Source organism: Streptomyces sp. NPDC101194 (genome assembly GCF_044767885.1).
Classification (GTDB): Bacteria; Actinomycetota; Actinomycetes; order Streptomycetales; family Streptomycetaceae; genus Streptomyces.
On record NZ_JBIWOS010000014.1, the window covers coordinates 91,258 to 111,093 of the forward strand.

The window sequence follows — 19,836 nt, forward strand, 5'->3', positions numbered from 1 at the left end:
TACACGCGGAACTCCTGACACAAGAGGTGGTCCAGACATCCATCCTGCTGCGCCGCGAGGCTTCGGGGCGGTCATTGCTCCAGCCCATGGCATGTCAGAACGGTGCGGTCGGCGAGCAGCGACGACGGCCCGTCGTGTCGCCCGTTTCACCACCCCGTACGGCCTCGGTGGGTCGCTTCGCGTGTTGCGCACAAGTGTCGACGCGCCGCGCCGTGGCGTGTCCGATCGCGGGCGGTTGTGCGGTCCCGGCACGAACCGCCGAGGAGATTGACGTGCACACGTCTTGACTGGTGGGTGCTGCCGCACGCACCGTTGCCGGGCCGTGCTGCACAAGGGGGGTATGTGAACCGTAAGTTGCTCGGGGCGTGTACGGTCCTGGCCCTCCTCGCCGTGGTGGGTGCCCTGCCGGCGCCCGCTTCCTCCGAGCCGCGACCCGGGCCCACGCACGCCCTGCCGCTGGGAGCCGTCGACCTGACCGAGACCCGCAGCACGCGGACGCTGCAGCCCGGTGTCACCCTCACTCGGATCGTGCGCGGTGCCGACGCCCCGGCGCTCGCGTGGACGATCGAGGTCTCCATACCCGGCGGCGCCGGCTCGCCCGACCCCGACGCGCCGCCGTCGGCGTTGAAGGACCGGGCGAGCGCCGACGAACTGGCCGCCGATGCGCGGGCGGACGGCTTCGAAGCGAGGGTCGAGGAGGTCACGACTCCGGCGGTCGCCGACTACGCCGGTGGAACGCTCGGATGGCGGGTGCGGGTCGGACGGTTCGCCTCGCAGTCCGCCGGTACGGCCGAGCGCACTCGGCTGAAGGGGGCCGGGTACACGGGTTCCGTCGTGTACACCGGCTGGGACGGCAACCCCGACGACCGCGGCCCGTGGCGGATAGACGTGCTCACCATCGACCCGGACCGGTTCCGCGGCAGGCTCACGGCGTCGTACGGACCCGATCTGGAGAACCGCGAGAGGACCAGCGAACTGGCGGCCGCTGCCGGTGCGACCGCAGCGGTCAACGCCGGGTTCTTCGTCCTCGACCCGAGCGCCGGAGCACCGGGCGACCCGGCCGGCATCGGCGTCTACGACGGCCGGTTGCTGAGCGAGCCGGTGAACGGGCGCCCCGGCCTGGTGATACGCGACTCCGGCCGGCACAGCGAGGTCGCCCGGCTCACCTGGAAGGGACGGGTCGTCGGCCGGGAGGCGTCGCTGCCCCTGGACGGTGTCGACCGCGTGCCGGGCCTGATCAGGAACTGCGGCGGCACGGCCGACGACGCTCCGACATCGCTGCCCCTGCATGACGTGACCTGCACCGACCACGACGAACTCGTCGCCTTCACGCCCGACTACGGACGGCGGACGCCGCAGGGCGACGGCCTCGAGGCCGTACTGGACAGCCGCGGGCGAGTCCTCGAACTGCGCTCACCGCGCGGCGGACCGCTGCCGGCCGACGGCAGTTCCGTGCAGGCGACCGGCACCCGCGTCGCCGAACTGGCCGCCCTGGCGCGGGTCGGCCGGCCGCTGCACATCGAGGGGACGTTGCGGGACGGCGGCGGCCGCAGGATCTCCCCGTCACCGGTGACCAGCATCCTCAACGGTGGCCCCGAACTGGTCCGCGACGGACGGCCCCACGTCACACCTGCCACCGACGGGATGGTGCAGCCCGGCAACGCGAGCTTCTCCTACGGCTGGATGCACAAGCGCAACCCACGCACGCTGGCCGGAGTGGACGCCGCGGGCAGGACCGTGCTCGTCACCGCCGACGGACGCAGCACGGAAGCGCTCGGGCTGAGCATCCCCGAGAGCGCCGCCGTCGCCCGAGCACTCGGCCTGCGCGACGCGGTCAATCTCGACGGCGGCGGGTCGACCACCATGGTGGTCGACGGGGAAGTGATCAACGCCCCGTCCGACGCGGCCGGCGAACGCCCCGTCGGGGACGCACTGCTGATCCTGCCGGACCGGGGTTGACCCGGCCCGGCCCGCCCACGCCCCTGCCAGTGACCACCGACCTCCGGGAGCCGTCATGACCGCCGTCCCGATCCGCCGATTCCGTCTTCTGCTCGTCCTCGCCGCGCTGCTGCTCGCCCTGGCATCGACCGCACCGGCGCACGCCACCGCGCCGACCGTGTCGGCCGCACGGGAGACGGGCCGGTCCGGCGCGCCGTCCGGAGGCGCCGAGGTCGTCGCGGTCACCCAGGTTGCCGAGCGGCAGGTCGACCTGTCGGTCCGCTCATCGGCCCTGGGTGGCCGGACGGTGAACGTACGTCTGCTCACGCCGGACGGCTGGGACCCGGGCGACCGGGGCCGGCACTGGCCGACGCTCTGGCTGCTGCACGGTTGCTGCGGGGACTACACATCGTGGACCGGCCGGACCGACATCGCACGAACCGACAGCCTGCGCGATGTTCTCGTGGTCATGCCGGAGGCCGGATGGAACGGCTGGTACAGCGACTGGTGGAACCACGGCCGGGGCGGTGACCCCGCGTGGGAGACCTTCCACACCAAGGAACTGCGCCTCCTCCTCGAGCACGGCTGGGGGGCGAGCAGCAACCGTGTCGTGGCGGGGCTTTCGATGGGTGGCCAGGGTGCTCTGCTGTACGCCGCCCGCCACCCCGGGATGTTCAAGGCGGCCGCGGCGTACTCGGGCTCCGTGCACCCGCTCCTGAACGACGAATCGGTGGACCGCATCATGGGGTTCTTCGCCGGTCAGGGCAACGACCCGCTGAGGGTCTGGGGCGACCCGGTCGCACAGCGTGACATCTGGGCGTCCCACGACCCGTTCCACCTGGCCAAGCGACTCACGTCGATCCCCGTCCACCTGTCGTGCGGCGACGGCACCACCGGCCCCCTGGACCCGCCGGGCACGACGAGCGCGCTCGAAGCGGACTTCAACAGGCAGAACCAGGCCCTTGCGAGCGAGCTCGAACGCAGGGGCGCCAAGCACGTCACCACTCACTTCTACGGACCGGGGACCCACGGCTGGGCTTATTGGCAGCGCGAGTTGCACGCCTCGCTGCCGATGCTCCTCCACGCGCTGAGGGTCGATGGCTGAATGCTCCTTGGGCCAGATCCTCCGGCCCAAGATCGCGTGCCCCGCGTCATCGGTGCCGCCGGCCTCTTCGGCCCGGCAGTTCTCCCACCGCCCGGAAGGCGTCTTGAGGATGTGCCGCCGAGGAGCCGGCGACCGATGAAGATACTCCGCGAGGTGCTGACGACCGGTGCGGTGGGCAGTTCAGAGTTCTCGGCTGCGTGTGCAAGCGCCTCCCTCGCGCCGGGCAGCACCCACCGCGGACCCGGCCGGGCCCTTCGAGGGGTTCGGCGACGGATTCGACCGGCTTCAGCCTGCGGACTGACCGGACACCCCGGCAACCGCGTACACGCGGCTCGCGAACTCGGCGATCTGCTCGTCGCTCAGATTCTTCGCGAGATCGGCCTCCGTGATCATGCCGATCAGACGGTGGCCACCCTGGACGTCGATCACCGGCAAGCGCTTGATCTGGTGTTCCTCCATGGTTGTCAGGACATCGGTGGCGTCCGCCTCGGCATCGATCCAGTGCACTTTGGCATTGAGTGATCCAGCCTGCACGGTTGCCGGGTCGATGCCCTCGGCACAGCACTTGACGATGATGTCACGGTCGGTGATCAGGCCTGTGAGCTTGTTGTTGTCGCCGCAGATGGGCAGGCAACCGACGTTCAGGTCGCGCATCATCTTCGCCACGTCGAACAGCGACTGGTGCGCGCCGACGCATTGCACGCCGCCGGACATGATGTCTCGCGCTCGCAGCTTCTCAGCCATGACTTCCTCCCGTTCCCGACAGAGCTTTTCCTTTCCCTTTCGTCATCGATCACAACACGAACGGCTCAACACCGCTCCCCGGAGGCGTTCGCGAGACGGGGATCCCGAGCGTCGCACCCGACCGGACCGGATGCGTGCGGCCGGACGCGGGCATATGGGAAGCGGCCGGCACGCGGCACGGACGCCGTCGCGGTTCGGGGCGAATCAGGTTCGCTTGAAGAACTCGACCTCCCCGATCGCGATCGGCCGACCCTCGCCCCGGCCGGCCGCGGCCCGCAGAACGAGCCGGACGGAGACGACATCGCTGATGCCGGTCCGCACCGTCTGGGGGCCCGGCTTGTCGGCGAACGTCACCGCCTTCTCGTGGACCTCTCCGTCCGACGTGGTGACGACCAGATCGGCCCGCGTCGGCCTCGCCCCCTGCCGGAACTCCCGGGGCTCCTTCGACACACCGGTGTGCACCACGACGCCGACCAGTCGGAACGGCTTGTCGAAGGTGCAGGTCAGTGACGAGCCGAGCGTGGGCGCCCCCCAGTACGTGTTGGTCAGTCCGTCGACGGCCGCGGTCGCCGGATGTCCGGGAGCCCGGGAACTCGCCGTGGCCTCGGCCGGGCTGATCTCCGCAGTTCCGCCGAGCTTGTCCCGCACGTCCTCGTAGGCATAGCGGCCGGCCGGCAGGAGCAGGAAGCCCGTGAACAGCAGCCCCACGACTGCCAGCGCCAGCAGGGTCCGCCGCAGCACCCGGCCGGATCCGGTGCGAACCCGGCGGCGGAACGGCCACACCGTGCGCCACCAGGGCAGCGGCTTCGGCTGCTCCCGCGTCTGCAGCAGTGCGGCGCAGCGCCGACAGAACCGGCGTCCCGGCAGATTCGGGGTGCCGCACGCCGGGCACGGCGGCCCGTCCGGCTCCTCCTCGGCCGTCACGGGCCTGACGACGGGGCGCCGTGCGATCGGTTCGGCCGGCCGCACCGCGACCACGGGCGTGTCCTGCGCCGATGGTTCCGGCCGTACGGGGGTGGGCGGGCGGCTCCGGGGTGCCGGTCGTCGGTCCGGCTGCCGGTCCCGAGTCGCCTGATGATTCGTCAGATTCTTTGGTGGCCGACGGGTTTCGCGCCGCCTGGGAGGACCAGCCCAGACAGGAACCGCAGTTCCCGCAGAAGTCGTCGTCCTCGCGGTTGGCCGAACCGCACGCCGGACATGAACGCATCGCGTCAGCCTCCTGTCTCTTCTGGCGGGCCCGGCAGGATCTCCACCCGGCACGTGAGATGTACGGGGCACGAGGCCGCCACGACGTCCAGGACGCGGCTCGCGTCCACCGGCCCCCCGTCCACCGCCCGGACCCGGACCAGCAGTTCACCGGCGGGAGCCGGGGGCAGTGCGGTGCCGGGCCCGGACGACCAGGCGACGCCGCCGCCGTCCCGGATGTCGGCGTGGACGCCGAAGCAGAGCCGGAGATGTTCGCCCAGGCCGCGTCGGGTGCCGCGCCACCGAGCGAGAGCCGTGCCCCGGGACTGCCGCCGGGGAACGGCTCCGCTCCGACCCGGGGGACGAGTGGTGCGGGAACGGTACCGACGGGACGGGGCTACAGCCGTGCGGCGTCAGGTCCGGCCGCTCGCAGCACACGAGCTCCTGGACACTCCTCCGGGCGCTCCGCGGGTCGTGTCCGACCGCCGACCGGGTGTGCCTCGCGGCGCGTCGGTTGGTTCCGCGCGCCCTGTGCGGTGATCATCCGCTGGAGGTGCACGCGGTGCGGGAGGAGGCCATGGATGGGCACCAGACCGTCGACGGTCGGGGGGAGTCGCCGCCGCCCGCGACCCACGTACCGCGCACTGGCCGTGGCCGTGGCACTCTGTGCCCTGTCGGGCTCCGGATGCTCCTCCGAACCGGCCCCGCCCTCCGGCCCCGGTCCGGCGGCCACGGCGCAGAAGGAGCAGGAGGACCCGTCCCGATGCCGTCGCACCCTGGTGGGCGTGGCACATCCCGACGACGACCTGTTCTTCATGAACCCGGAGATCATGCGGACCATCCGGGAGAAATGTCCGCTCCACACCGTCTATCTGACCGCGGGGGACGATGCCATCGCCGATCGCGTCAAGGCACTGGAGTACGTGGACCGCAGGGAGTACGGGGTGCGGGCGGCCTATGCGGCGATGGCGGGGGCGACCGATGCCTGGAACCAGTCCGATCTGCAGGTCGGCGACGTCCGGGTCCGGTCGTTCCTGCTCGACGGCCGAGCCCGCGGTGCCGACGTCCGGCTGACCTTCCTCGATCTCCACGACGGACTTCCGCAGGGCCAGGACGCGAACAGCGTGCTCAAGCTCTTCGACGGAAGGAGGAAGAGCGTCTACGGGTTCCTGGGCGGCGTGGGCTACAGCGAGGAACGGCTGCTCGCGACACTCTCCGGCCTGGTCAGGAGCAGCCGTGCGGAACGCGTTCTGACCATGGATCACGACAACGCGTCGTTCGCGTTCGGTCTCGGCGGTGGTGTCGACCACAGCGACCACGGCATCGGAGCCCGGTACTTCAGAAAGGTGGGCTACGCCCTCGGCGTTCCCGTCACGTCGTACCTCGCGTACACGATGTCGGCGAGGAAGGCGAACCTCACTCCCGGACAGGCAGCGGAGAAGGAGCGGGTGGCGCGGTGGTACATCGCCAATCGTGAGTGCCGGGTCACGGGCCGGTGCGCGAACGTACCGCCGTATCGGGGATCGCTCAAGGAGGACTGGAAACTGTGGATCCATCGGCAGTACGAACAGGTCCATCGCTCTCCACGGCCCGGTGAGATCCTCGGGGACATCGGCCGGACCACGTACTTCACCGGTCCGGATCCGGCGCAGTGCCTCGACGCGGCAGGCGGTTCACCGGGGGCCGGGTCCCGCACGGTCCGCATCCACGCGTGTGACGGGTCCGCCGGGCAGCGATGGGGGATGAGGCGGGACGGCACGATCGGGCTCCGGAACGAGCCTGACACCTGCCTGACGGCCGACGGCTCGGGGGTCGGCCTGGAATCGTGCCGCAGCGGAGGCGCGAACCAGCAATGGACCCGCGTGCCCTGGAAGAGCCCGACCTGGAAGCGCACGGCCTGGCGGATCGAGAGCAGCGACAACCGCTGCCTGTACCAGGACGACCGTGAGCTCCCCGCCCGTTGGAACGCTCGGGACCACCCCAGCCCCCGGCTGACCCTCTCCGACTGCAACGCGCCGCCGCAGCCCGAACAGTACTGGCAGTGGGGCGGGTGAAGCCGCCGCGCGTGATGGCTGCGACTGCGTCGAGGGCGACGTGCACGGCCACCGGGCCGGTTGCGGCCGGGCCCGGCCGAAGTCTGACGGGACGGGAGTCCGCAGGCTCCTGATCGACTTCATCGCCCGGGACAACCGGACCGGCAGCGTGCGCAGCCACGCCCACGGCCTGCTGCACTGGTGGCGGTGGCTGCGGGTGGTCGACGTCGAGTGGATCCGCGCGACCTCGGCGGAGGTCCGGGACTTCGAGCTGTGGCTCAGAGCAGCGACGAGGCCGCGCCACGAGTGGTGATCGATGAATCCACGAAGGATGAATCCACGAAGGTGGGCTGCCGCACGGCCCTCATCAAACGCCCTTCAGAACACGATCGAGTGCCGCCCGGCCTGCGGGCCCCCAGTTCGGCTTGCCGCCGGGAAGGCCCCGATCTCCGTTCTGCCCCATGAGCATCAGGAAGAGGCTCTTCATAGCGGCCAGTCCGCGGGCGCGCCGGATCGCCGCCTCGTCTGCATGCGCGTACATGTCGAAGAACCGTGAGGCCGTGCCCGCGGGTAGCAGCACCCATGCGGCGGCGAGGTCCCACGCCGGATCGCCGGCGAACATGCAACCGAAGTCGACGATGCCCGAGAGCGTTCCGTCCGAGACTACGACGTTCGCGGGATGGAGGTCGCCGTGCACCCACACCGGCGGGCCCTCCCACGCGTGGGCCGCAACGGCGTCGTCCCAGACGGCCCGGACGTCGGCAGCGATGTCGTCGGGGGCAACGGCCTGGAAGAAGTTCTCGAAGTCGTCCGTGCAGTTCCTGGGATGGGCACCGCGGTCCGTGGCGATCGGAGCCTCGGCGGGCGCCTCCACGTGGAGCGCCCGGAGGAAGTCGGCCAGCGTGTCGGCCGCGTGGGCGCCGCGGCTGATCGAGCCGTGGTCCAGCGGCTCGCCGGGAACCCACGTCATCACGGTCCAGTGCTTGGGGAAGCGCTCGGACGGTTCGCCGAGCCGTACCGGGGTCGGCACCGGAAGTGGCAGGCGTGGGGCCAGCACGGGTAGCCACCGCCGCTCGTTGAGCTGGAGCTCAGGGGTGGGGTCCATGCGCTGCATACGCACGGCCAACTCGTCCCCGAGGCGCCACATCTGGTTGCCCCAGCCGCCCGCCACCTCGCGGATGGCCAGCCCCGCAAGGTCTGGATGTTGCTCCTGCAGCAGGTCGCGGACCAGGTCTGCCGTGATCTCGATCTCGGTGTCGGTCATGCGAAGTCACAGTACTGAGGCGGCAGGCGGAGCGGCTCTCGATCTCCGGACCACCTCGCTGTGATGTCGACCTCGGTTTGCCCGTCTTCACCGACGCCGCTTCACCACCCCGGACGGATGTGAACCTCATGACCGTTCGGGCTTATGGGCAAGAAAGGTAGCGAAAGTCCTCTCAGCCCCTTCCTTGGGCTCCTCCACCAGACGTGCGGTGAGGACGAGCCCGGCCTGCTTCAGGAGTTCGGCAATCCGATCAGGCGGCAGCAGGTAGGACTCGTAGGACACCGGACGACCGCCGTATGCCTGTGTGGGACGTAGATGCTGGCCGCCCCCTACGTGGCCGGCCAGCATCAAAGAGCCGCCTGGCGCGAGAGTGCGGTGGAACTCGCCGAACACCACGGGCAGCAGCGCCGGTGGGGTGTGGTGGGTGGAGTAGTACGCGAGGATGCCGCCCAGGTTGTCGTCCTCGATCGGGAGCGAGGTCATCGAGCCGACGCTGAAACGCAGATCCGGGTGGGCACCACGGGCCAGCTCGACCATGGCAGGCGACAGGTCCATGCCGAAGGCAGGCACTTGCCGCTCGGCAAGGTAGGCCGTGACTTTGCCGGGCCCGCATCCCAGGTCGGCAACGGGTCCGAGGCCGGCCGTTCGCACCATCTCTGCAAAGACGTTCAGCATCCCTCGTGACAGCGGATCCAGCTCCGCCGGAGGCTTGACCTGTTCGAAGTAGTCGGAGGCGACAGTGTCGTACGACTCCCGGACGGCGGCGAGGTAGGAGAGATCGGGCATGCGGGCGACTCTAGTGCCGTGTTCGTCCTTGATGCCGGTCGCCATACCTTCAACGGAATCAGTGAACCTTCAGTTGAAACTTTCCCACGGTACCGTCGGATCCATGGGACGAAACCTTCAAAGCGGCGATCGACTCAGGCCGGTTGATCTGGCACGCCGGCACGGTCTGTCCACCCAGGCGGTCAGGAACTACGAGGAAGCAGGCATCCTTCCGGCCGCCGGACGCACGCCCCACGGCTACCGCACCTATACGCCACTGCACGCGGCCGCCCTGAGTGCGTTCCTCGCCCTGGTGCCCGGCCACGGGCACCGGAGAGCGACGTCGATCATGCAGGCCGTGAACCAGGGCGCGTCCGAGGAGGCGTTCCGTCTCATCGACGAGAGCCATGCCCAACTGCTCGACGACCGCCGGACCCTCCAGGCCGTGGAGCGGGCCCTGGAGGACCTGGGGCCCACCGCCGCGTCCGAGCCCGGTGCGGGGTCCGGATCGGCCGCGGTGACCAGGCCCGGCGGCGTGTTCATCGGGCCGTTGGCGGACAAGCTCGGCATCCGGTCCGCGACGTTGCGCACATGGGAGCGCGCCGGGCTGGTGCACCCGCGCCGCGACCCGCTGACCGGGTACCGCGTCTACGACGAGGCCGACGCGCGGGATGCCCGACTGGTTCATCAACTCCGACGAGGCGGCTACCTGCTGGAGCAGATCGCCCCGCTGATCGCCCAGGTGCGGGCTGCCGGTGGGCTGGAGCCGCTGGAGGCCGCACTGTGCGACTGGCACGGTCGGCTGACCGCCCGCGGGCGGACGATGCTGACCGGGGCCGCCGAGTTGGATGCCTACCTCCGCCGACGCGGATGAGGCCGCGATCGTCTTCGCTCGGAGTTCCTCGGTTCCCCGATCCGCTCACCTGCCAGGGCGCGACGCTGCGTCCCCGCGGTGACCGGTTCTGTCATGAGCGAGCGTGCCGGACATGGTGGATCGTCAGTGGTCCGGCGGCGAGCGGTACACGGCTGTCGGCGCCGCGAACGCCGCTGCCTCCTCCCGGCGGCTACGCGCCCTGCGCGGTCGCGGTTCTGCGCAGGAAGTCGTCGACCATGGATGTCTGCGCCGCTGCGGGAAACCGTCCGGGGTCGAAGAGCGCCTGGACGGTGAGGCCGTGGACGAACGCCACTGTCTCGGCGGCGAGTTGTTCCAGATCCGTGGCGGCGGCCACTTCCCCCAGGCGGCGAGCGTCCTCGAGGTGCGTACGGATCGCTGAACGCATACGCGTGTAGCGATCCGCCTGTGCCGTGCCCACTTCCTCGTCGGCCAGGGCGAGGTCCCACGAACTCACCCAGATGCGGTTGCGCGCGGTGTCGTCGGCGGTGAGCGGCAGGATGTCCAGCAGCACCTCCCGCAGCGCCGCCAGCCCCGCGGTGGGCCGCCGACGGCGCGGACGCCCCTCGGTGCGCTTCTCCAGGATGTCCAGGGCGTGAATGACCAGGGCCCGCTTGGTGGGGAAGTAGTGCATGAGCATGCCGGTCGAAACGCCCATGGCGGCGGCGACGGCACGCAGCGTCAGGCCGTTGAACCCCTTCTCCCCGAGCACTTTCCACACCGCCTCGGAAACGTCTTCTCGGCGGGCTTCCCGGTCTCCTCGTGCTGGTGGCATGCGTGTTAGCTTACATACCGAACGCTCGTTATGTACCCAGGACGGAATGAGGCAACCATGTTCACGCTCGCGCTCGACGACCACGCTCAACTGCGCCCCCTCGAACCGTGGCAGGCGCCGGAGTTCCTCGCTCACATCGACCGCGCCAGGCCGTATGTCGACCCGTGGATACCGTGGGCGACGCTCAGTACCGACCTCGACTCCGCCACGGCGGTCCTGCAGCGGTACGCGGACAAGCAGGCCCAGGACGCGGCCCGGATCTACGGCATCTGGCTGGAGGGCACGCTCGTCGGCGGTGTCATGTTCACCACCTTCGACGCCGGCTCCGGGGTGTGTGAGATCGGATGCTGGCTGGAGGCCGCCGGGCAGGGCCGCGGCTTGGTGGTCAAGGCTTCACGGGCCCTGATCGACTGGGCCTTCCATGATCGTGGTATGAGCCGGGTCGAGTGGTGGGCCGCTGCCGGCAACACCCGCAGTATCGAAACCGCGCGAAGGCTCGGCATGACCCGCGACGGCGTACTGCGGCAACGCTATCCGTACCGTGGCGCGCGGCACGACAAGGAGATCTGGTCGGTCCTCCGCGACGAATGGAACACTCCCTCCGCGTCGGTCACGCACGGCTGACAGCGAGGTCGCCATCCGAAGGCGACGTCTCCTTCGCCCCGCGAGGCCGCCACGGGATCGGATCCGGTCATCGGGCAGCGCTCTGTGCGATGACCGGACCGGTCGTGTCATGGCGGCGAGGCGGCGTCCGGCGTACTCGGACCGAACGGCCGGTGGTGCGCCGACGGATGCGTTGAGTGGCGGGTGCTCGGACATGAGGGCGCCGCGGACCGGGCCGGGCACGGCTTGATTCCTCGGCCGAACGTGTGGCGGGGACTCTGCCGACGGCCGGCCGCCCGTGACGCGTCGGGTCCCCATGTGAACGGTGAGTTGCCCTCGGGAGGGAGGGGTGAGCGTGTCCACGGGCCCCGTCCCCTGGAGCCCGGGATGACATGAATCAGGCCGTATATCATGTAATGGCGTCACGCGAGTGTGGCGCGGGCAGCATGTCGTCTCCGACTTCGGAGAGGGAACATGGCCGCAGGCGAAGAAGACGAGACGGAGCGTCTCCGGCGTTCGTCCAGCAAGAAGACCGCCAGGAAGTCCGGTGACGCACGCGACGGCGGCCGGGCGAGCGGGACGAACCGCGCGGCCCGTGGGGTGTCGACGCCGCAGGCCATGCGGTACGCCGCGGAGCAGCTTCGGGAGCTGCTGGGTCGGGCGCCCGAGTCCGTGTCGGCCGTGAAGCCGACCGAGGACGGCTGGCAGGCGGACGTCGAGGTCTTGGAACTGGAACGTGTTCCCGGCACCACGAGCGTCATGGCGAGCTACCGGGTGAGCTTGGACAGGGATGGTGAGTTGGTGGCTTACGAGCGCACCCGCCGCTACACCCGGGGGCAGATCGACCGGAGCGGCTGAAACACCGGCCGTCATCGGTACCGCCGACGGGAGAACGTACCGGCTGCGCCCCGAGGTCGGGGTGAGCCGCTGAAGGGAGGCACCATGACTGTGGTGCCGCAAAGCGGAGGAGCCGTCGCCAGGGGTGGAGCAGGTTCCGGCAATCTCTACGACATCCTCGATCTGATTCTGGACCGCGGCCTGGTGATCGATGTCTTTGTGCGTGTGTCGCTGGTGGGCATCGAGATCCTCAAGATCGACGCCCGCATCGTCGTGGCGAGCGTGGACACGTATCTGCGCTTCGCGGAGGCGTGCAACCGCCTCGACCTCGAGACGGGCCGCAAGGCGCCGTCCCAGCTGACCGACCTGGTCGGAGAGGTGACGGAAAGCGGATCCCGCGGCAAGACCAAGGGCGCTCTGAGTGGCGCCGCCGAAGTCCTGACCGATGCGCTCAGGGGAGGGCACGACGACGAGGAGACCGAGGAGAGCAGGGAACGGCCGAGACGCCGACCTGCCGCCCGGCGCCGGAAGGAGTGAGCCATGGCCGTGTACGTGTACACCATCGTCGCCAGGACGCATCCTCAGCGCCTGGACGGCCTGGCCGGGGTGGGAGATCCGCCGACGGAACTCCGCACCGTGCACGCCGAAACGCTGTCCGCCATCGTCAGTGACGCCCCGGAGGGGTTGCGTCCCAAACGCCGTGACCTCGGCGCGCATCAGGTCGTCCAGGAACGTCTGATGGCCGACGGTACGGTTCTGCCGCTCCAGTTCGGCTTCACCACGACGGACGACGACGCGGTACGGACAGTGCTGGAGCAGCGTGCGGAGCATCTCCTCGAACGTATCCAGGCGCTGGAGGGGTGCGCCGAGTACAACCTGAAGGCCGCCCAGGACGAGACCGCGCTGCTCCGGCGGATCCTTCGGGAGTCCGAGGAGGCGCGCAGACTCAACGACGAGATCAGGAGCGGTCGGGGCAGCCCGGAACTGCCCCTGGCCCTGGGTGAATTGGTGGCCCAGGAAGTTCGGGAGCGGGAGAACCGGGCGGCAGAGGAGATCGTGGAGTCCCTGCGTGGATTCGCGCGGGAGCAACGCGCGTCGCAGCCTAGGGGGGACGACTTCCTCAACGTGTCCTTCCTGGTGGACCGGGAAGAGGAGAAGGCCTTCCTGGCCGCCGAGCAGGACCTCGCCGAGGAGCTCGGCTCGGAGTACGAACTGCGGCTGCGCGGACCACTGGCCGCGTACAGCTTCGTCCAGGAGGCGCCATGGGACTCCTGACTCAGCTCGCCACCCTTCCACTGGCGCCCGTGCGCGGAGCCGCGTGGGTCATCGAGCGTGTCGTCGAGGCGGCGGAGAACGAGTACTACGACCCCGGGCCCGTCGAGCGGGAACTCGCCGAACTCGAACGACGGCTCCTGTCGGGAGAAATCGATGAGGACACCTTCGACCGGCGCGAGGACGAACTCCTGGACCGGCTGGACGAGATCAGGGCCCATGCCCAGGGGATCGACAGCTGACCGATGTCTCCGCCGCACGGGGACAACGCCGCCCGCCGCCCGCGTCGACATGCGGGGGGAGCAGGGAATCGAGGTGCAGCGGCCGTGACCGAACCCGTTGCCAGGAGGCCGGGAGATCTGCCGTTCCGGTCCACTCCCTACGGTCAGGGCTCCTCGGCCAACCTCGCCGACATACTGGAGCGGGTCCTGGACAAGGGCATCGTCATCGCAGGTGACATCCAGATCAATCTCCTGGACATCGAACTGCTCACCATCAAGCTGCGTCTCCTGGTCGCGTCGGTGGACAAGGCCAAGGAGATGGGGATCGACTGGTGGGAGCACGATCCGTCGCTGTCCTCGCGCGCCCACGACGGATACCGCACACTGACCGAGGAGAACAGGCGTCTGCGTGCGGAGATCGACGCGCTGCGCGAGGCCGGTGAGCCGCTGACGGACGGGAGCGAGGAGGATCGTCCCGCGGTCGGCCGCCGCGCTCCGCGCGCCGAACGGACCGGACCCTCCCGCCGTGGCGGGAGGCGGGACGAGTCATGACCGAGGTCATGAGCTACGCGTACGCCGTCGCACGGGACGACGGAACCCTGCAGGACGCGCTGGCCGAACTCGCCGGGGTGTCCGGCGCGGCGACCCACCTGGTGCGCGTGGAACCCGGTGACGATCTGGTGGTCGCCGTGAGTCGGGTACCCGAAAGGGACTTCGCGGAGTCCGCGCTGCGGGTCCATCTGGAGGACCTGGACTGGCTGGAGTCGACGGCCCGCGCCCATCACCGGGTGGTCGAGGCGCTCGCGGTCCGTACCACCGTCCTGCCGCTGCGCCTGGTGACGGTGTACCTCGACGACGAACGGGTGCGGTCCATGCTCCGGTCCCGCCGCGGCGCGTTCGCCTCACGGCTCACCGAGCTGGCCGCCCAGGCCGAATGGGGTGTCAAGATCTATGTCGACGAACCGGCGGGCGAGGTGCCGGCGGAAGAGCCCACCGACGCGGGCCTGAGCCCCGGCAGGGCCTATCTGAGCCGTCGCAGAGCCCAGCGGCACGCACGCGAAGACGCCTACCGCAGCGCCGAACGGGCGGCGGAGCGGGTCGAGTCCGCCGCCCGCACCCATGCGGTCGAGCGCGTTCGGCACCGCCCGCAGCAGGGTGGGCTCGCGTCCGGGACGGGCGAGAACGTCACCAATGACGCCTACCTCGTGCCCCTTCGGTACGCCGACGAATTCCACGCCGACGTGGCACGGGCGGCGGACGGCCTCACGGGGGTGCGCGTCGAGATCACGGGCCCGTGGGCCCCCTATTCGTTCGTCTCCCCGAACGCACCGGAACCCGGAAGGAGCGCGGCGCCGTGAGGCCGGCGGGCGGGACGCCGATCGTGGCACAAGAGCCCCTTCCGGAGCGGCAGGTGGCGCTGATCGACCTGTTGGACCGCCTGCTCGGCGGAGGCGTTGTCCTCACCGGGGACATAGTGCTGTCGATCGCCGACATCGACCTCGTACGCATATCCCTGCGCACGCTGATCGTCTCCATCAGTGAACAGAACCCCTCCCCGTGGAATGCCGCTTCATCACCCGTAGGAGACGATGATGACCGGTGAGGAACACCGGCCCCGCAGCCGCCTCGACGACATCGCCGAAGCCGCCGACCGCGCCTTCAGGCTGCTGCCCGCCTCGCCCGGGTGCGACCCGCCCCGTGCAGGGGGAGTGCCCCGACGGCCTGCCCGAAGAGTCACCACGGACCCCGACACCGTGGAACGGGACCTGATCAAACTCGTCCTCACCCTCGTCGAGTTGCTGCGACAACTCATGGAACGCCAGGCCCTGCGGAGAGTCGACGCGGGAGATCTCACGGAGGAGCAGGAGGAGCGGCTGGGGGCGACGCTGATGATCCTGCACGAGCGCATGACTGAACTCTGCGCTCGGTACGACCTCTCGATGAGCGACCTCAATCTGGATCTCGGTCCGCTCGGAACTCTGCTGCCGCCCACCGAATGACCCCGCGAGGTGGCACGCGGCACGTCGGTTCTTCGAGGAGTTCTTCGAGGAGATGCGTGACCGGTTCGGTCTTGCTGGAGCCTGCCGCCTGAGGGCCGTCCCTCGGAGCGCCCGCCAACAGGAGAATGTTGTTGCCCGGGACAGCGGGTGGGACGATCACGACCAGGATGTCGGATCTTCTTGAGCGCGTGACCACCTTCCGCGCCGCCTTCGCCCGTCGCCAGGCCGCCGAGACCATCGAGCTGCCCGGGGCCTTCACCGTCCACGACCCGGTTTTCTCCCACTCCCAGGAGCACAACCAGCTGATCGTCGATGCCTCGGACACCGACCCTGCGGCACTGCCCGAACTGGCGCTACAGGGCCTCGGACCGCGCCAGGAGTACCGGATCACGGTGCTGGACGAGGCGCTCGGGGAGCGGGCTGCCCCGGTACTGGCGGCGGCCGGCTACGACCGGGACACCCAGCTGATACTGGCCCGGGAGACGACCGGCTGCGCGCTGCCCGAACCGGCCGCGCACCCGGTCGAGCTGGCCGAGCTGCGAGCGGCGGTGTTCCGCCAGCAGCTGGACTGGGGCTTGGACGAGGATCTCGCTCAAGAGCTCACCGAGCGCCGCACCGCCCGCCTGCGCGGCGCCGAGAAGGTGTTCTTCCTGGCCGTCCGGACACCGGACGGGGAGATCGCGGCCTGGGCGGACCTCTACCTCGACCGAACCGTCGGGCTGGCTCAGCTGGAGGATCTCGTCACCGCCGTGCCGCATCGTCAGCAGGGCCACGGAGACACCCTGCTCGCCACAGGTCTGGCGTTGGCCGCCGCTGCGGGGATCCCACAGCTCTTCCTCATCGCGGACGTGAACGACTGGCCGCGCGAGTGGTACTCCTGCCGGGGCTTCACCGAGCTCGGCCGGAGCTACTCATTCCTCAACCGCTGACGGCGGGGATGAACCGAGGCCACTGCTGTCGAGCGCCCTGAGCCCGGGCTCGGCCACGAACCGGCGACGGTGTGCCGACTTCCCCAAGACGCGTGATCGACGCGTGCATTGCCGTATGTGGCGTGAAGACCCCGATATTCTTCTGCCATGGCGAACCGGCGGCGGCCTCTGCGTGACGCTTTTTGGACCCTGGACCGGGCCCTGGGTGGGCAGCGGCGTCCGACTCGGATCCAGAAGTGGGTGGCCCGACACCCGATCGGCACCGGTCTCTGCGTGGCTGTTCCCTTCACGCTCTTCTTCTTGATGCTGTCGCGTGAGGAGGAACCCGATGACCCCGTGTTCGCTGTGGTCTTCGGGATGGCTCTGGGCCTTGTCTTCGCCCTCACGGCTGTCTCGGAGCGCCTCCGGCAGTGCCGACTCCAGCGTCTGGGGGTATGGGACGGATCCTGATCAGGGCCAGGAGCGGCGCGGGCGGAGAGCGGGAGCCCTTGGTGTCACCTTCGAGTCATCACCCCGGTTGTCATGGCGCTCGTGGCGTTTCCGCAGCCAACTCATGTGAGCCTCCGCCCTCTCGAAGTCCGCCGCGAACCGCAGCCCGACGACACAGCGACTCACCCCTCCTCCTCTTCTTCTTCGTCGTACTCCTCCTCCCATTCGACGTCATCAGCATCGTCGGCAGCTGCATCCTCCGCCTCGTCGGAATCAGCGTCCTCCCGGTCGTACTCCTCGTCTCCCTCTTCCTCCTCTTCCCATGCCTCGCCTTCTTCTTCGTCTTCGTCCTCGTCCTCCAGAGCCTCTTCGTGGGTCCGTACGACCTCGCCGTCGCGAATTTCGCCGCGCCAGCCCTTCGGTTCCTCGTCAGTGAGTGTGACGTAGCGCTGGAAGTGCTTGAGGTCCAGTCGCAGTCTCCGGCCTTGAGCGCGCCAGAGATTTCCGGTCTTCTCGAACAGTCCCGAGGCGTAGTACTCGACGACCAGCACAATGCGGGTCAGGCCGGGGGTCAGTTCATGGAAGCTCACCGCGCCTCGCGTCGAACCCTTTGCGCCCTCGGAGGTCCAGACGATGCGCTCGTCGGGCACCTGCTCCTGGACCGTCGCCTTCCAACTCCGCGTCGAAGGACCCACCTTGGCCTTCCAGTCGCTTTTCGTCTCGTCGGCCGACGAGACATCGCGTACGCCCTTGGTGAAGCTGCTGAACTTCTCGTAGTGGGTCCAGTGGTCGTAGGCCGTGCGCAGGGGAACCCCGACGTCGATCACCTCGATGATGTTGGTGACCTTCTGGTCGCCTGATGTGCGTGCCTTGCCGCCGCCGAGCACATCCTTGGCCTTCTGCAGGACATTGTCCTTGACGTTCTTCGCCGTCCCGGAAAGCACGGCTTTGACGGGTGAGTCACCACGGAGGAGGTTCGCTCCTATTCGGGAGAGCGATCCGCCGTTGTCCGCGACGTCGGTGAGCTGTTCTGTCACATCGATCAGCTTGTCGCCCGCTCTCGCGGCCAGGTTTCCGACCCAGGCCATCAGAAAGTCCGCGACTTCTTCGCGCAGTCGATCGGCTCCCGATGCCACGTTCTCCTGTTGCCGCTGTGCCATGACTGGTCACCTCCGGTGCTCGGCGCGCGGTGAGGTTTTCTTCGCGCTCTTCTTGGCAGCGGAAGGTGCTTTCTTGCTCGGGGCAGTCTTTCGGGCTGGGGGCTTCTTGGCGGCAGCCTTCTTGGTTGCGGACTTCTTGGCCGGGGCCGACTTCTTGGCAGCCGTGCGCTTCTTCGTCGGTTCCTGCTCACGCCCGTTCTCCGTTGCGGCTTCTCCCCGGCTTGCCGTTCGGGCGGAGGCCGCCTTCTCCGATGCGCGGCTCCTCGTCTTCCGCCCCGCAGTGGTCCGGGAAGCGCGAGAGCGCGGCCGCTCCTTGCGTTCCTCCTCCACTTCCTCGGGCTCCTCCTGCTCGTACTCCTCCTCCGGTTCCTGCTCATACTCTTCTTCCGGCTCTGCCTCTTCCTCTTCCTCCTCTTCTTCCTCCCCCTCAGCCTTCGCTCCGCCGCTTTCGAGCTGGAGGGTCCGTTCACGGAGCGAATCCGCGAGTGCCGTGAGGCGGCGGTCGGCGGTAGCCGTCACGGCCTCACGGCCGGCCGCCATCACTTCCCCGCGCAGCTGTTCACCCAGCTCCGCGACCTGCGGTATCTCTCCGAGTTTGCGTACTCCTTGATTCACGAGTTGCCGCGGTTCGAGCCCGAATTGACGCCCGGCGATGTACGACGCCACCGTGAGAGCGAGTCGGCCCTTTTTCGTACGTCCCAGTACGTAGCCGCCGATCAGCACTACGGCGAGCAACAACCTGTTTCCCTCAGTCATGGGCGGGTCACCCTCTCATGGGCGTCGGACCGGGCCGCGATGCGGCGGCGTTGTTCTCCCTCTATCTCCAGGGTGATTGCTGCCGGGAACTGTGCATCTTGAGCGCGCCGGGACTCCGTCGTGGCCATGGTGAGCCCAGCCGCCGGCATGGGGCCCGACGCCTGACGATGCGCCGTCGTCGTATTCGAGGATGTCGTAGCCGTTCGACCAGGGGCAGCTCATGCCCGAAGCGCTGGTGGAACCGGCAGGTCGGCTCGCGTGACGTCAGCAGACGGTGGTCGGCCGTGATCGGAGCCATGATCCGGCATGCTCACGCCGCCGGGCACCAGTTGGGCGTCCACGTCACCGGCGACCGAGCCATCGACACCGTCGCGGACGCCTTCGCCACGGCCATGGCCGAGCACCCGCGGCCCGACGCCCGTCACTACGTCATCCACGGTGACTTCCTCACCGCGCACAGCATGAAGGTGCTGGCCGCGCACGGTTTCGGCGTCAACATGAACCCCACCATCAAGTGGACCGTCGCCGACATGGAGGAGGAGTTCGTCGGTGCCGAACGGGCCGTCTACGCATGGCCCTACCGCGATGCCATCGACGCCGGCGTGCGGGTCGCGAGCGGGTCCGACGCCCCCGTCACGTACCCGGACTGGCGCCAAGGAGTCGTCACCATGGTGCTGCGCGAGTCGAAGGAGGCCGCGGGCCGGGTCAGCGGTCCCGAGCAGCGCATCGTCCTGGCCGAGGCGATCCGGACGTACACCGTCGACGCGGCCTGGCAGGACTTCGCCGAGGACTGGAAGGGATCCCTGGAGCCGGGCAAGGTCGCCGACCTCTGCGTGCTCGACGGGGACCTGCTCACCGCCGACGCCCACGACATCCCGGAGATGCCGGTCGTCCTCACCGGGGCGTGACCGGCTGTGGACCGGTCACC

General features: G+C 69.3%; 22 protein-coding genes and 2 pseudogenes. 16 read left to right on the forward strand and 8 right to left on the reverse strand.

Annotated features, from left to right (window positions below):
- The first annotated feature begins 342 nt into the window (after positions 1–342).
- Positions 343–1,959: a phosphodiester glycosidase family protein gene (locus ACIRP2_RS35855; RefSeq protein ID WP_404257844.1), complete on the forward strand. Its 1,617-nt coding sequence runs from the start codon at positions 343–345 to the stop codon at positions 1,957–1,959.
- A gap of 55 nt (positions 1,960–2,014) precedes the next feature.
- A complete protein-coding gene (locus ACIRP2_RS35860; RefSeq protein WP_404257846.1) occupies positions 2,015–3,043 on the forward strand; it encodes an alpha/beta hydrolase in 1,029 nt (342 codons plus the stop codon).
- Positions 3,044–3,328: 285 nt separating this feature from the next.
- Here ACIRP2_RS35860 and ACIRP2_RS35865 read toward each other — a convergent pair whose 3' ends face one another.
- The 3 genes and pseudogenes from ACIRP2_RS35865 to ACIRP2_RS35875 form a co-directional block, all read right to left on the reverse strand.
- Positions 3,329–3,787, reverse strand: coding sequence for a CBS domain-containing protein (locus tag ACIRP2_RS35865; protein ID WP_404257848.1), 459 nt, complete (start codon positions 3,785–3,787; stop codon positions 3,329–3,331).
- A 204-nt stretch (positions 3,788–3,991) separates the two neighbouring features.
- Positions 3,992–4,765 (reverse strand): NADase-type glycan-binding domain-containing protein, encoded by a 774-nt coding sequence (locus ACIRP2_RS35870; RefSeq protein WP_404257850.1) that lies wholly within the window; start codon positions 4,763–4,765, stop codon positions 3,992–3,994.
- 233 nt (positions 4,766–4,998) lie between these two features.
- Positions 4,999–5,286: pseudogene (locus ACIRP2_RS35875) on the reverse strand (phage tail protein); the annotation flags it as partial.
- Positions 5,287–5,553: 267 nt separating this feature from the next.
- Between ACIRP2_RS35875 and ACIRP2_RS35880 the strand changes: the two are divergent.
- On the forward strand, positions 5,554–7,026 hold the full coding sequence (locus ACIRP2_RS35880; protein WP_404257851.1) for a ricin-type beta-trefoil lectin domain protein: 1,473 nt from the start codon (positions 5,554–5,556) through the stop codon (positions 7,024–7,026).
- A gap of 148 nt (positions 7,027–7,174) precedes the next feature.
- The gene (locus tag ACIRP2_RS35885) at positions 7,175–7,318 is read left to right on the forward strand and encodes a hypothetical protein (RefSeq protein ID WP_404257853.1); all 144 of its coding nucleotides are present in this window, start codon (positions 7,175–7,177) and stop codon (positions 7,316–7,318) included.
- Positions 7,319–7,372: 54 nt separating this feature from the next.
- Here ACIRP2_RS35885 and ACIRP2_RS35890 read toward each other — a convergent pair whose 3' ends face one another.
- Together ACIRP2_RS35890 and ACIRP2_RS35895 are read right to left on the reverse strand one after the other, a co-directional pair.
- Positions 7,373–8,269: an aminoglycoside phosphotransferase family protein gene (locus ACIRP2_RS35890; protein ID WP_404257855.1), complete on the reverse strand. Its 897-nt coding sequence runs from the start codon at positions 8,267–8,269 to the stop codon at positions 7,373–7,375.
- Positions 8,270–8,395: 126 nt separating this feature from the next.
- Positions 8,396–9,055, reverse strand: coding sequence for a class I SAM-dependent methyltransferase (locus ACIRP2_RS35895; RefSeq protein ID WP_404257932.1), 660 nt, complete (start codon positions 9,053–9,055; stop codon positions 8,396–8,398).
- A gap of 103 nt (positions 9,056–9,158) precedes the next feature.
- Between ACIRP2_RS35895 and ACIRP2_RS35900 the strand changes: the two genes are divergently transcribed.
- The gene (locus ACIRP2_RS35900) at positions 9,159–9,908 is read left to right on the forward strand and encodes a TioE family transcriptional regulator (RefSeq protein ID WP_404257857.1); all 750 of its coding nucleotides are present in this window, start codon (positions 9,159–9,161) and stop codon (positions 9,906–9,908) included.
- A 190-nt stretch (positions 9,909–10,098) separates the two neighbouring features.
- Here ACIRP2_RS35900 and ACIRP2_RS35905 read toward each other — a convergent pair whose 3' ends face one another.
- On the reverse strand, positions 10,099–10,701 hold the full coding sequence (locus ACIRP2_RS35905) for a TetR/AcrR family transcriptional regulator (RefSeq protein ID WP_404257859.1): 603 nt from the start codon (positions 10,699–10,701) through the stop codon (positions 10,099–10,101).
- Positions 10,702–10,758: 57 nt separating this feature from the next.
- Between ACIRP2_RS35905 and ACIRP2_RS35910 the strand changes: the two genes are divergently transcribed.
- The 10 genes from ACIRP2_RS35910 (at position 10,759) to ACIRP2_RS35955 (ending at position 16,563) form a co-directional block, all read left to right on the forward strand.
- Positions 10,759–11,325 carry a GNAT family N-acetyltransferase gene (locus tag ACIRP2_RS35910; protein WP_404257861.1) on the forward strand — a complete coding sequence of 189 codons (567 nt, stop codon included), beginning with the start codon at positions 10,759–10,761 and terminating at the stop codon, positions 11,323–11,325.
- 453 nt (positions 11,326–11,778) lie between these two features.
- Entirely contained in the window at positions 11,779–12,162 is a 384-nt protein-coding gene (locus tag ACIRP2_RS35915; RefSeq protein ID WP_404257863.1) for a gas vesicle protein, read from the forward strand.
- Between the two features lie 84 nt (positions 12,163–12,246).
- Positions 12,247–12,678 (forward strand): gas vesicle structural protein GvpA, encoded by a 432-nt coding sequence (locus tag ACIRP2_RS35920; RefSeq protein WP_404257865.1) that lies wholly within the window; start codon positions 12,247–12,249, stop codon positions 12,676–12,678.
- 3 nt (positions 12,679–12,681) lie between these two features.
- Positions 12,682–13,416, forward strand: coding sequence for a GvpL/GvpF family gas vesicle protein (locus tag ACIRP2_RS35925; RefSeq protein ID WP_404257867.1), 735 nt, complete (start codon positions 12,682–12,684; stop codon positions 13,414–13,416).
- Positions 13,404–13,655 carry a gas vesicle protein GvpG gene (locus tag ACIRP2_RS35930; protein WP_391739653.1) on the forward strand — a complete coding sequence of 84 codons (252 nt, stop codon included), beginning with the start codon at positions 13,404–13,406 and terminating at the stop codon, positions 13,653–13,655. The genes ACIRP2_RS35925 and ACIRP2_RS35930 overlap by 13 nt, the downstream gene beginning before the upstream one ends.
- An 84-nt stretch (positions 13,656–13,739) precedes the next feature.
- A complete protein-coding gene (gene gvpJ / locus ACIRP2_RS35935; protein ID WP_404257870.1) occupies positions 13,740–14,186 on the forward strand; it encodes a gas vesicle protein GvpJ in 447 nt (148 codons plus the stop codon).
- On the forward strand, positions 14,183–14,992 hold the full coding sequence (locus ACIRP2_RS35940; protein WP_404257872.1) for a GvpL/GvpF family gas vesicle protein: 810 nt from the start codon (positions 14,183–14,185) through the stop codon (positions 14,990–14,992). Before gvpJ ends, ACIRP2_RS35940 begins: the two co-directional genes overlap by 4 nt.
- Positions 14,989–15,237, forward strand: coding sequence for a gas vesicle protein (locus ACIRP2_RS35945; RefSeq protein WP_404257874.1), 249 nt, complete (start codon positions 14,989–14,991; stop codon positions 15,235–15,237). The genes ACIRP2_RS35940 and ACIRP2_RS35945 overlap by 4 nt, the downstream gene beginning before the upstream one ends.
- Positions 15,227–15,634, forward strand: coding sequence for a gas vesicle protein K (locus tag ACIRP2_RS35950; RefSeq protein WP_404257876.1), 408 nt, complete (start codon positions 15,227–15,229; stop codon positions 15,632–15,634). Before ACIRP2_RS35945 ends, ACIRP2_RS35950 begins: the two co-directional genes overlap by 11 nt.
- A gap of 188 nt (positions 15,635–15,822) precedes the next feature.
- On the forward strand, positions 15,823–16,563 hold the full coding sequence (locus ACIRP2_RS35955; RefSeq protein ID WP_404257878.1) for a GNAT family N-acetyltransferase: 741 nt from the start codon (positions 15,823–15,825) through the stop codon (positions 16,561–16,563).
- A gap of 611 nt (positions 16,564–17,174) precedes the next feature.
- On the opposite strand, the gene ACIRP2_RS35960 is transcribed toward ACIRP2_RS35955, so the two are convergent.
- Positions 17,175–18,152 carry an SRPBCC family protein gene (locus tag ACIRP2_RS35960; protein ID WP_404257880.1) on the reverse strand — a complete coding sequence of 326 codons (978 nt, stop codon included), beginning with the start codon at positions 18,150–18,152 and terminating at the stop codon, positions 17,175–17,177.
- Between the two features lie 6 nt (positions 18,153–18,158).
- Positions 18,159–18,908 carry a histone protein gene (locus ACIRP2_RS35965; protein ID WP_404257882.1) on the reverse strand — a complete coding sequence of 250 codons (750 nt, stop codon included), beginning with the start codon at positions 18,906–18,908 and terminating at the stop codon, positions 18,159–18,161.
- A 281-nt stretch (positions 18,909–19,189) separates the two neighbouring features.
- Between ACIRP2_RS35965 and ACIRP2_RS35970 the strand changes: the two are divergent.
- A pseudogene (locus tag ACIRP2_RS35970) lies at positions 19,190–19,816 on the forward strand (amidohydrolase family protein); the annotation flags it as partial.
- Positions 19,817–19,836 lie beyond the last annotated feature (20 nt).

Bases quoted from the DNA above. Each gene is read 5' to 3' on its own strand.
- ACIRP2_RS35860 (WP_404257846.1), top strand. From the start codon at position 2,015: ATGACCGCCGTCCCGATCCGCCGATTCCGTCTTCTGCTCGTCCTCGCC.
- ACIRP2_RS35865 (WP_404257848.1), bottom strand. From the start codon at position 3,787: ATGGCTGAGAAGCTGCGAGCGCGAGACATCATGTCCGGCGGCGTGCAA.
- ACIRP2_RS35880 (WP_404257851.1), top strand. From the start codon at position 5,554: ATGGGCACCAGACCGTCGACGGTCGGGGGGAGTCGCCGCCGCCCGCGA.
- ACIRP2_RS35890 (WP_404257855.1), bottom strand. From the start codon at position 8,269: ATGACCGACACCGAGATCGAGATCACGGCAGACCTGGTCCGCGACCTG.
- ACIRP2_RS35895 (WP_404257932.1), bottom strand. From the start codon at position 9,055: ATGCCCGATCTCTCCTACCTCGCCGCCGTCCGGGAGTCGTACGACACT.
- ACIRP2_RS35900 (WP_404257857.1), top strand. From the start codon at position 9,159: ATGGGACGAAACCTTCAAAGCGGCGATCGACTCAGGCCGGTTGATCTG.
- ACIRP2_RS35905 (WP_404257859.1), bottom strand. From the start codon at position 10,701: ATGCCACCAGCACGAGGAGACCGGGAAGCCCGCCGAGAAGACGTTTCC.
- ACIRP2_RS35910 (WP_404257861.1), top strand. From the start codon at position 10,759: ATGTTCACGCTCGCGCTCGACGACCACGCTCAACTGCGCCCCCTCGAA.
- ACIRP2_RS35915 (WP_404257863.1), top strand. From the start codon at position 11,779: ATGGCCGCAGGCGAAGAAGACGAGACGGAGCGTCTCCGGCGTTCGTCC.
- ACIRP2_RS35920 (WP_404257865.1), top strand. From the start codon at position 12,247: ATGACTGTGGTGCCGCAAAGCGGAGGAGCCGTCGCCAGGGGTGGAGCA.
- ACIRP2_RS35925 (WP_404257867.1), top strand. From the start codon at position 12,682: ATGGCCGTGTACGTGTACACCATCGTCGCCAGGACGCATCCTCAGCGC.
- ACIRP2_RS35930 (WP_391739653.1), top strand. From the start codon at position 13,404: ATGGGACTCCTGACTCAGCTCGCCACCCTTCCACTGGCGCCCGTGCGC.
- ACIRP2_RS35940 (WP_404257872.1), top strand. From the start codon at position 14,183: ATGACCGAGGTCATGAGCTACGCGTACGCCGTCGCACGGGACGACGGA.
- ACIRP2_RS35950 (WP_404257876.1), top strand. From the start codon at position 15,227: ATGACCGGTGAGGAACACCGGCCCCGCAGCCGCCTCGACGACATCGCC.
- ACIRP2_RS35960 (WP_404257880.1), bottom strand. From the start codon at position 18,152: ATGGCACAGCGGCAACAGGAGAACGTGGCATCGGGAGCCGATCGACTG.
- ACIRP2_RS35965 (WP_404257882.1), bottom strand. From the start codon at position 18,908: ATGACTGAGGGAAACAGGTTGTTGCTCGCCGTAGTGCTGATCGGCGGC.